Origin of the sequence: Avibacterium endocarditidis, assembly GCF_002921145.1 — a bacterium.
In the GTDB taxonomy this organism is placed as follows: Bacteria; Pseudomonadota; Gammaproteobacteria; order Enterobacterales; family Pasteurellaceae; genus Avibacterium; species Avibacterium endocarditidis.
On record NZ_PQVI01000049.1, the window covers coordinates 1 to 10511 of the forward strand.

At 41.7% G+C, this 10511-nt stretch carries 8 protein-coding genes and 4 pseudogenes; 6 read left to right on the plus strand and 6 right to left on the minus strand.

Annotated features, from left to right (window positions below):
* Window positions 1-50: 50 nt before the first annotated feature.
* From C3Z13_RS11870 to C3Z13_RS04150, 3 genes are all read right to left on the minus strand, one after another.
* Window positions 51-491 carry a Rossmann-fold NAD(P)-binding domain-containing protein gene (locus C3Z13_RS11870; RefSeq protein WP_219827883.1) on the minus strand — a complete coding sequence of 147 codons (441 nt, stop codon included), beginning with the start codon at window positions 489-491 and terminating at the stop codon, window positions 51-53.
* Window positions 491-1000 carry a lactate/malate family dehydrogenase gene (locus C3Z13_RS11875; protein WP_219827884.1) on the minus strand — a complete coding sequence of 170 codons (510 nt, stop codon included), beginning with the start codon at window positions 998-1000 and terminating at the stop codon, window positions 491-493. The genes C3Z13_RS11870 and C3Z13_RS11875 overlap by 1 nt, the downstream gene beginning before the upstream one ends.
* 100 nt (window positions 1001-1100) lie before the next feature.
* Entirely contained in the window at window positions 1101-1964 is an 864-nt protein-coding gene (locus C3Z13_RS04150) for a LysR family transcriptional regulator (protein ID WP_103855085.1), read from the minus strand.
* Window positions 1965-2081: 117 nt separating this feature from the next.
* Between C3Z13_RS04150 and C3Z13_RS04155 the strand changes: the two genes are divergently transcribed.
* Window positions 2082-2321, plus strand: coding sequence for a DUF896 domain-containing protein (locus tag C3Z13_RS04155; RefSeq protein ID WP_103855086.1), 240 nt, complete (start codon window positions 2082-2084; stop codon window positions 2319-2321).
* A gap of 67 nt (window positions 2322-2388) precedes the next feature.
* The gene (locus C3Z13_RS04160; protein ID WP_103855087.1) at window positions 2389-3258 is read left to right on the plus strand and encodes a pirin family protein; all 870 of its coding nucleotides are present in this window, start codon (window positions 2389-2391) and stop codon (window positions 3256-3258) included.
* A gap of 72 nt (window positions 3259-3330) precedes the next feature.
* Here the strand turns inward: C3Z13_RS04160 and C3Z13_RS04165 are convergent, their stop codons facing one another.
* Both C3Z13_RS04165 and dacB read right to left on the minus strand, forming a co-directional pair.
* Window positions 3331-4125: an MOSC domain-containing protein gene (locus C3Z13_RS04165; protein ID WP_103855088.1), complete on the minus strand. Its 795-nt coding sequence runs from the start codon at window positions 4123-4125 to the stop codon at window positions 3331-3333.
* A gap of 3 nt (window positions 4126-4128) precedes the next feature.
* Window positions 4129-5569, minus strand: a pseudogene (gene dacB / locus C3Z13_RS04170) (serine-type D-Ala-D-Ala carboxypeptidase).
* Between the two features lie 206 nt (window positions 5570-5775).
* Between dacB and greA the strand changes: the two are divergent.
* Window positions 5776-6252 (plus strand): transcription elongation factor GreA, encoded by a 477-nt coding sequence (gene greA, locus C3Z13_RS04175; protein WP_103852936.1) that lies wholly within the window; start codon window positions 5776-5778, stop codon window positions 6250-6252.
* 33 nt (window positions 6253-6285) lie between these two features.
* Here the strand turns inward: greA and yhbY are convergent, their stop codons facing one another.
* Window positions 6286-6582 carry a ribosome assembly RNA-binding protein YhbY gene (yhbY, locus tag C3Z13_RS04180; RefSeq protein WP_103852935.1) on the minus strand — a complete coding sequence of 99 codons (297 nt, stop codon included), beginning with the start codon at window positions 6580-6582 and terminating at the stop codon, window positions 6286-6288.
* A 119-nt stretch (window positions 6583-6701) separates the two neighbouring features.
* Between yhbY and rlmE the strand changes: the two are divergent.
* The 3 pseudogenes from rlmE (at window position 6702) to prmC (ending at window position 10367) form a co-directional block, all read left to right on the plus strand.
* Window positions 6702-7330 (plus strand): annotated as a pseudogene (gene rlmE, locus C3Z13_RS04185) (23S rRNA (uridine(2552)-2'-O)-methyltransferase RlmE).
* Between the two features lie 92 nt (window positions 7331-7422).
* Window positions 7423-9344 (plus strand): annotated as a pseudogene (ftsH, locus tag C3Z13_RS04190) (ATP-dependent zinc metalloprotease FtsH).
* 110 nt (window positions 9345-9454) lie between these two features.
* Window positions 9455-10367, plus strand: a pseudogene (gene prmC, locus C3Z13_RS04195) (peptide chain release factor N(5)-glutamine methyltransferase).
* Window positions 10368-10511 lie beyond the last annotated feature (144 nt).

Below are 10511 nucleotides of genomic sequence, written 5' to 3' on the forward strand. Positions count from 1 at the left end.
AAGTGCGGTGGTTTTTTCCGCACTTTTTAATCAATATTATTTATCCATTATTAACAATTCAACCCTGTGCTTTCAGCCACTTGCTCAACTACTTGGCGTAGGGCTTTGGCGCATTGGTGAAGTTGCTCTAACTCATCAGCGGGTAGTTTGTATTTCAAAATGCGTTCTACGCCTTTGCTGCTGATGATCATTGGCACGTTCACCACCACATCGTTTAAGCCGTATTCGCCATTGAGCATTGTGCCAACGGGCAAGACAGAATATTCATTAATGCTAATGGCGCGAATAATGCGGAACACGCTCGCCGCAATGGCATGGTTGGTGTTGAGTTTTAAGCTGAATACTTCCAAACCAATGGCTTTGGTGGCTTTGAGTAGCTCTTGCGGATCGAGCATTGGTACATCGTTTTGTTGGCAAAAATCATCGATTTTTTGCCCTGCGATATTTACGATACTCCAAGGAATAAAACTATTGGCGCCGTGTTCGCCCATCACATAACCGAACACGTTTTTCGGATCGATTTTACTTTATCGGCAATAATTTTCATCATTCGCGCCGTATCCACCACACAACCTGCACTAATCACACGGTGCGCAGGGAAGTTCGTATTACGAATAATAAAATGGGTGAGAATATCACAAGGGTTGGTGACCACAATGATAATCGCATTGGGTGTATAACGTTCTAATTGACGGGCAATCTCCACGGTGATTTTCGCATTGATATGACCGATTTCTAAGCGATCTTGCCCCACTTTAATTTGTGCGCCAGCGGTGATCACCACCACATCGCTATCACGAGTATCTTCATATTCACCGGAAATAATTTTGGTGTTTTTGGCGAAGGTTAATGCGCTGGTATGGCTGAAATCTAACTGTTCGCCACGGGTGCGCTCTTTGTTGAGATCCACCAAGACTACTTCTTGGCATTCGCCCATTGTCAGAAGATAATTACAAATGCCCACGCCCACCGCGCCTGCACCGATAATGGATACTTTCATTGTGTTTTCCTGTATTTGTTATAAGTTAAGTTGTTTTCAAAAGGGCGTTAATCTTACTTTATCTGTTTCCCTTGCTCAACGCCTGAATAGAAGTGCGGTGTTATTTTTGCGAATTTTTTGCTATTTCGCTTAAAAAATTAACAAATGTTCGCACCGTTGGCGCAAGCCCGCGATTTTTATAATAAATGGCATATAAAGGCACGCTTTCCACTTGCCAATCGGGTAATAATTTTTGCCAATGAGGTTGAATTAAGCCTGAAAGCTCAGGCAACAGGGCAATGCCATAGCTATCTTCAACAAGTTGCGCCAATACTGAAGCATCATTGGTTTGTAAGGCTTTTTTCCCTTGAATTAATTCCCGTTGATTGCCCTGCTTGAAAAGCCAATTTTTGCCATCACTTTTATGTAGCAAGCGGTGGTTTTTTAGTTCTTTTGGGGTGAGTGGCGAGCCATTTTCCTTTAAATAATGAGGTGAAGCGTAAACCCCAGAATCAATATCTAATAAATGCTTAGCAACCACGTCATCAAGATCAAGTTCACCAATACGCAAGGCAATATCCACGCCTTCTTGCAATAAATTCGCGCGGCGGTTTTCCATTGTAATATTTAGCTCAACATCAGGGTGTTGCTGTAAATAGTACGATAAATGTGGTGTGAGCCAATAACGCAAAATTTCACTAGAAATGGAAAGACGTAGCAACCCACGAGGCGTGGCTAAGCAATCTGCCACAGAATTCACCGCACTTTCTGCCGCTTCCACCGCAATTAAAGCGTGTTGATAAAAATGTTCACCCAGATCATTTAAACGTACCCCATTACGATTGCGATCGAGCAGTTTGCTGCCCAGTTGATTTTCTAATTCGGTTAAACGGCGGCTTAAGCGAGATTTCGGCACGTTTAGTTGTTCCGCCGCGTGGGTGAGGCTACCAGATTGGATCACGGTAACAAAAAAAGCGCATATCATTGAGATCGATTTGTTGCATAAATAGAACCTTGTGTTTCAAAATTGACTATTGTTCACTATATGGAACAAGTATAAACTACGCCACAAGAAATAAGCAAACAGTTTAGGAGAAAGAAAATGCGTATTTTGGAATTAGATAGAATTAACGAATTAGCGCGTAAAGCAAAAGTTACCGCACTTTCTGAAGCTGAATTAAATGAGCGTAGTGCGTTACGTCAGCGTTATTTAGCGGCAATCCGTGGACAATTAACTAATATTTTATCTACCGTAAGTGTGGTTGATCCAGACGGCAATGATGTTACCCCAACTAAATTGCGTGAAGCGCAACGTAGTGGAATGCAAGTTGCCACTTATTAATGAACTAACCGCCCTGAATATTCAGGGCATTACAAAAACAGAATTTATCAAATTTAGGAGAAAAATTATGCGTACAGTAAATCGAGTATATCAAGCACCACAACAACATTGGGTGGGCGATGGTTTTTATGTATCACCTTTATTTTCACATAGCCAACAGGATAAAGTAACTAGCCCGTTTTTAATGCTAGATTACGCAATGCCAATGGAGTTTAAACCTCATAACGGCGCGCCAAGAGGTGTAGGGGCACATCCACACGCAGGATTTGAAACCGTCACAATCGCGTTACAAGGTGAAGTTGAACACCGTGACAGCGATGGTAACGGCGGCGTAATTGGCTCGGGCGATGTACAATGGATGACCGCAGGAAATGGGATCGTTCACCAAGAGTTCCATAGCGAAAACTTCAGCCGTACAGGCGGAATGTTTGAAATGCTACAACTTTGGGTAAACTTGCCAGCGAAAGACAAAAACGCCCCAGCGGGTTATCAAAGCATTAAAGCGGCAGATATTCCAACTTATCACTTTGCGGATAATGCAGGAACAGCACGCATTATTGCAGGTGAATTGGACGGCGTAAAAGGCCCAGCTCGTACCTTTACTGAGTTAAATATGTGGGAAATGGATATTAAAGCCAACCATAGCGTAACCATTAACGTGCCAGAAACCCACCATTTAATGTTGGTGGCATTACGCGGATCTGCAGTGATTAACGACAGCGACCGTGCGAACCCAACAGAATTGGTGATTTTCAACCACGAAAGCGGCGAAGTTAAAATCACCGCAGGTGATGAAAACGTGAAAATTGTGCTACTCAGTGGTGTGCCAATTGATGAGCCAATTGCAGCCTACGGACCGTTCGTAATGAACACCCGCGAAGAATTAATCGAAAAATTCAATGCGTTTAACAAAGGTGAGTTTGGTGATATTCATTAATCATTAATAACGAACCAAATAACCAACCAAGTGCGGTGGTTTTTAGGAAAATTTTCTAAAAACCGCACTTTTTTATTTCAATGTCAAAACTTTCACTTCATCATTTACGCGAATAATCCCCGTATTCAACGGAATTAAATTAATGCCGAAAAGTGGTGCGCCTTGTTCGTTGCGGTTGAGTTTTTTCAGCGTGCGGAAAGGTTCCATTTTTGGATCGGTTTGGTTGGTGGTCGGGTTGCGAGTGGTGAGAACGCAGCGTTCGCAAGGTTTGCTGTGTAAGAATTTGACTTTACCGATTTGAATTTCATCCCATTGCTGTTCTTCAAAGGGGGCGATGCTGTCAATAATTAAATTTGGGCGAAATTGCAGCGGTGAAATGGGGCTTGGACAAGCTTGCTGTACTGCGTTAAAAGACGCTTCAGTGGTGAGCAAAAGTGGGTAGCCATCTGCAAAAGAAAGCGGTTGGTCGGGGTAGCGTTTAATTTTGCGTTGCGTGTGTTCGCCTGTCCAGCGCAATTGCACGGCACGGCCTATTTTCTCGCTAAACCAGTGATTAATTTCTTGCGGTGCAAGCAATGAGTTAAATTCATTTCCCCACACTTCGCAGGCTTGGCTTTGCTGAAAATCCGTATATTGAACTTGAATGGCTGAACCGTCTTTATGTTGAATATATAAACCAAGCGGTGTTGGTAAGGCGTAAAAATGATACAGTTCGGCATCTTTGCGTGCGCTGATAAATGTGCCATCAGGTTCGGTGAGCATAAACGTGCGATCAAAATTCAGCCCTTGAGGTTGAACTACGGCTTGCGCCACTTCATAGCTTTGCGTAGATTTGATGGGGTATAAGTAAATATGCTGTAATTTCATTGCTTAATCCTGATAAAGTTGGTTGTAAAGGGCATTTTCAAAACGCACTAAGGGCGCGCGTTTGGTTTTGTTTTCCAGATCACCCGTGGAATAGCCATTAATAAATTGTACGAAGGCAATGGACTCGCCTTTCGCATTTTTCATAAAGCCTGCTAGGTTATAAACCCCTTTTAACGCGCCTGTTTTTGCAGAAATGTTTTGCACTAAAGGGGGATTGATCATCGAACCACGTCCGCTTAATGTGCCATCTACCCCCGCAATGGGAAAGCTGTCTAATAAATGCAGTTGCGTTTCGTGATTGGCAATATATTCAAGGGCTTGCAACATAATATTAGCAGAAATTAAGTTGTGGCGTGAAAGCCCTGAGCCATCGGCAATAACGCTATTATCAAATTTTATGCCTGCTTGAGATTGCAAAATTTGGCGCATTGCTTTCGCGGAAAGTTGAAAGGACGCAGGGCGTTTGTAATAGTGATAACCAATGGTTCGAAATAGGGTATCGGCAATTTGGTTATCGGATTTTTTCATCATTTTTTGATCAAATCTGGCAGCGGTTTAGACAAATGCTGCGCCAAAATTTGCCCTTTTGTACCGTGCGCGGCTGTTGGATTTTACCGTTAAATGCAATACCAAGACGGTTTAATTGCCGTTGAATAATGGCTGCTGCATAAGCATTGGGATCTTGCACGGCAAAACTGAGCGCAAAAGGTTTATTTGACGAGCAAGGCAGCCTTTGATCTGATAGCGATTGTTGTCGTGCAACACGGCATCAAGCTGGCAATAAGGCGCTTCTTCTTTGCTTGCCACACGAACTTGGCCGAACACTTGCACGGGATATTGCGCAGGCACGTTGAATTTCACTAGTTCACCCACAGGCAAAATTGGCATCAAGATCCACATAAAAACAGTTGTGATTGATATTTACCGCCGCAGGTGGCGAATTAAAGCACATTGACAAATCATTCCAAATCCAACCTAAGCCACGATCGTGTCCTGTAAACACGGAAGTATCTAAAATAAGATCACCTGTAATGCGCTGAACACCTTGCTGTTTTAATTGGGCAAGCAGCTGATAAAGTTGATCGCTGGTTAAATCTGGATCACCCGTAAAAACAATAACTAAGTTACCGCGTAACTCACCATTTTGAATATCCCCTTGGCGTAGCAGAGTTGTTTTAAAATAAAATTCATCACCAAGGCTGAGCTTGGCGGCAAGCGCGGTAAATACTTTCTGCGTGCTTGCAGGAAGCATAAAGGTTTGCGGATTAAGTGCGGTGAGAATTTCTTGCGTTTTTAAGTTTTTCGCCACAAAAGAAAGGTTTGTTCCCGCAGGAAGCTGCGCGCTAAGTTGTGCCACGTCTATTTCAGCGGCGCTATACGGCGTATGCAAAGCAAAGGAAATGCCTAATGCAAAAGGCAGTAATTTTGATGATAATTTGTACATAAATAATCGCTATGGTTGCTATTTTTTTTTAGAAACACAATAATAGTGCCGGATACTGCGAGAGTAAAATTATTTCTCGCATAAAATGGTGTAATAACGCGGTTTACACCAAAATGATTTTTTGAGCTACGGCAAAGCTGAACAATGAAAACGTGTCGCTTTGTCGTGGTTTTGTTTTTGACTAAAAAAAGGAACAAGGATTAACAATGCAACAAATTCCAATGACGGTACGCGGTGCAGCGCAATTAAGAGAAGAGTTAGAGTTTTTAAAGAATGTTCGCCGTCCAGAAATTATTAAAGCCATTGCGGAAGCGCGTGAACACGGTGATTTGAAAGAAAATGCGGAATATCACGCGGCGCGTGAGCAGCAAGGCTTTTGCGAAGGGCGTATTCAAGAAATTGAAGGGAAGTTAGCCAACAGCCAAATCATTGATGTGACTAAAATGCCAAATAACGGCAAAGTGATCTTTGGGGCAACCGTAGTGCTAGTGAATGTGAATACGGACGAAGAAGTAACCTACCAAATCGTGGGCGATGATGAAGCGGATATTAAACAAGGCTTAATTTCGGTAAATTCACCTATTGCTCGTGGCTTAATTGGTAAAGAAGTGGACGATAGCGTAACCATCGCAACCCCAGGGGGAACGGTTGAGTTCGATATTATTGAGGTGGAATATAAATAAAAAAATAGGGCGTTTTAACACGCCCCATTTTACTTATTTTTTAGGTAAGGAAATTTTATGCTCTTCGCTTGGGCGATAAAGCACAAGGATATGACCGATAGTTTGTACCGCTGCGGCTTGCGTTTCTCTCACAATCGCATCAATAATCAGCTGTTTGGTTTCGCGATCGGCGCCAGCAATTTTCACTTTAATTAATTCGTGATGATTGAGGGCGTTGTCGATTTCAGCGATAACCCCTTCGGTTAAGCCATTTCCACCTAGCATAACGACAGGGCTTAAATGGTGTGCAAGCCCTTTTAAAAATTGTTTTTGTTTTGTTGATAACTGCATTAATTTAATCCTATGTTTATAAAGTGCGGTGGTTTTTTTATGGAGAAATTCCGAATACCACCTTGAACTGGGAAATTTTAACCTCATATTGACAAAACTACCACAAAAATTAAGAAATTATGGGAAAGAAAAAACGTTCAGCAAGTTCAACCCGTTGGTTGAATGAGCATTTTAAAGATCCATTTGTGCAAAAAGCACATAAGCAAAAATTGCGTTCTCGAGCTTATTTTAAGCTTGATGAAATTCAGCAAACGGATCGCTTATTTAAACCGGGTATGACCGTGGTGGATCTCGGTGCAGCACCGGGTGGCTGGTCGCAATATGTGGTGAGCCAAATTGGTGGCAAAGGGCGTGTTATCGCTTGTGATATTTTAGAAATGGATCCTATTGTGGGGGTTGATTTCCTGCAAGGGGATTTCCGTGAAGAAATGTATTGAATGCCTTGCTGGAACGTGTAGGCGAGGCAAAAGTTGATGTGGTAATGTCGGATATGGCGCCAAATTTTAGTGGTATGCCATCAGTGGATATTCCTCGTGCTATGTATTTAGTGGAACTGGCTTTGGATATGTGTAAACAAGTATTGGCGCACAAAGGCAGTTTCGTTGTGAAAGTTTTCCAAGGTGAGGGCTTTGATGAATATTTAAGAGAAATTCGTTCTCTGTTTAGTGTCGTTAAAGTGCGTAAACCTGAAGCATCTCGTGGGCGTTCTCGTGAGGTGTATATTGTGGCAACGGGTTACAAATATTAACTATAAATTCAATAACTTCTCATTTTGGAATGAATGTAGTAATCTTGTAACAAATTATTAACTTAGAAAAACGAGGTCAAACCTTGAAAGATATGGTCAAAAACTTAGTCCTATGGATTGTGATTGCAGTAGTTATGATGTCTGCATATCAGGGCTTTAGCGGTAGTTCGAATGGTAATCTTACCGATTACACCACCTTTATTACTGATGTGGGTAATGATCAAGTACGCCAAGTGCGATTTGAAGATAACGAATTACAAGTTACTAAATCTGATGGTTCAAAATATTCAACCGTAATGCCAATTTATGACGATAAATTATTGAATGATTTATTAAATAAAAGGTAAAAGTGGAAGGAACGTTGCCAGAAAGACGTGGTATTTTATCGCAAATTCTTATTTCTTGGTTCCCAATGCTATTACTTATTGGCGTATGGTTCTTCTTTATGCGCCAGATGCAAGGTGGTGGTGGCAAGGCGATGAGCTTTGGTAAAAGCCGTGCCAAAATGCTTACCAAAGAGCAAATTAAAACCACCTTTGCTGATGTAGCAGGCTGTGATGAAGCCAAAGAAGAAGTGGGTGAAATCGTTGATTTCTTGCGTGATCCAAGCAAATTCCAAAAATTGGGCGGCAAAATTCCAAAAGGGATTTTAATGGTTGGGCCACCAGGAACAGGTAAAACCTTATTGGCTAAAGCCATTGCAGGTGAAGCAAAAGTGCCATTTTTCACCATTTCGGGTTCTGACTTTGTTGAAATGTTTGTTGGCGTGGGGGCTTCTCGCGTGCGTGATATGTTTGAACAAGCGAAGAAAAACGCACCTTGCTTGATTTTCATTGATGAAATTGATGCAGTAGGTCGTCAACGTGGTGCAGGTCTTGGTGGTGGACACGATGAGCGTGAACAAACCCTTAACCAAATGTTAGTGGAAATGGACGGTTTTGAAGGCAATGAAGGGGTAATTGTGATCGCCGCAACCAACCGCCCAGATGTGCTTGATCCTGCCTTAACGCGTCCAGGTCGTTTTGACCGTCAAGTAGTAGTGGGCTTGCCAGATGTATTAGGGCGTGAGCAAATCTTAAAAGTGCATATGCGTAAAGTGCCGGTTGCACCAGATGTGAATGCGATGACCCTTGCGCGTGGTACACCAGGTTATTCAGGTGCTGATTTGGCTAACCTTGTGAATGAAGCTGCGTTATTTGCTGCACGAATGAACAAACCATTGGTTTCAATGCTTGAGTTTGAAAAAGCCAAAGACAAAATCAATATGGGGCCTGAACGCCGCACAATGATTATGACGGATAAGCAAAAAGAATCCACCGCTTATCACGAAGCAGGACACGCCATTGTGGGTTATTTAGTGCCAGAACACGATCCGGTGCATAAAGTAACCATTATTCCGCGCGGCCGTGCCTTGGGGGTAACTTTCTTCTTGCCAGAAGGCGATCAAGTAAGCATTAGCCAAAAACAATTAGAAAGTAAACTTTCCACCCTTTATGCAGGGCGTTTAGCGGAAGATTTGATTTACGGTGAAGAAAATATTTCTACTGGTGCATCAAATGATATTAAAGTGGCAACCAATATTGCCCGTAATATGGTTACCCAGTGGGGCTTTTCTGAGAAATTAGGGCCAATTCTTTATTCTGAAGATGAAGGCGAAGTGTTCTTAGGACGTTCAATGGCTAAAGCGAAACATATGTCCGATGAAACAGCACATCTTATTGATGAAGAAGTCCGTGCTATTGTTACTCGTAACTACGAGCGAGCAAGACAGCTATTAATTGACAATATGGATATCTTACACGCAATGAAAGATGCATTAGTAAAATATGAAACCATTGAAGAAGAGCAAATTAAACAGCTGATGAACCGCGAATCAGTAACACCACCAGCTGGTTGGGACGAGAATGGCAAAGCGAGTTCAGAAAAAACGGCTGAACCAAATGCTTCCGCACAAAATCAAAGTACGGTAGATCAAAGTGCGGTAGAAAATTCAGACAAATCTGAACACAACTAATCACTTAATAAATATTAAAGGACTGATTTTTAACGAAATCAGTCCTTTCTTTTTTCTTTTTTAGGCTTTAACATAAAGCGAGTCCAAACAATAAATTAACAATAAACACAATGAATTATGGCGATTGGCTTGCCTTAGCTGAAACACAGCTTGCCGGCAACAAAAAGACAGATCCTTTCATCAATCCCAAGGTGGATGCCAACCTATTATTACAATTTGTAACAGGGCGTTCTCGTTCGTCTATTTTGGCCTTTTCTGAAACCGAGCTTTCAGCGCAAGAACTCGCACAGCTTGAGAAATTATTACAACGCCGTATAAACAGTGAGCCAATGGCTTATATTCTTGGTCAGAAACCCTTTTGGACACTTGATTTGAAAGTGTCTGAGGATACGCTTATTCCAAGATCGGATACAGAAATTTTAGTGGAAAATGCGTTAATTTGTGCGGAAGAACGCATTTCGTCAGCCCAATTTGGCGAAGAATTAAAAATATTAGATTTAGGCACAGGTACAGGGGCAATTGCAATAGCCCTTGCTCAAGAATTGCGATCTAGATCGAAAAAATTATTTAAAGTTTCTGTTGTAGGTGTTGATCTTATTGATAATGCGGTAAACTTAGCTCAAGACAATGCAAAACGTAATGATGTGTTGATAATATTCTTTTTTATCAAAGTAATTGGTTTGAAAATTTACAAGATCAGCGTTTTGATATCATTGTAAGTAATCCGCCTTATATTGATAAAGATGATCCGCATTTGCAGTTGGGCGATGTGCGATTTGAGCCATTAAGTGCTTTAGTCGCTAAAGAACAGGGGTATGCAGATTTGCGGCATATTATCATCAGTGCACCAACTTATCTAAAACCCCAAGGGTGGTTGTTATTGGAGCATGGTTGGCAGCAGGGAGAGAGAAAGTGCGGTCTTTTTTTCAAAAGAATTTGTGGCATAACGTTATTTCTCGTAAGGATTATAACCAAAACGAACGTATAACATTAGCTCAATTAAATACAAGAGGGAATGATTGATGAATACAAATCGCAATGCAATTTATAATGAAATGCTTAACTTTTATGTACTTACAGGGAATGATGGGCAACGCGAGCTAGGGAATATTCATTCAATTATGAATGGTTTTTTAACTCAAGCAAGAGAAGCCATTGAGCAAGAAA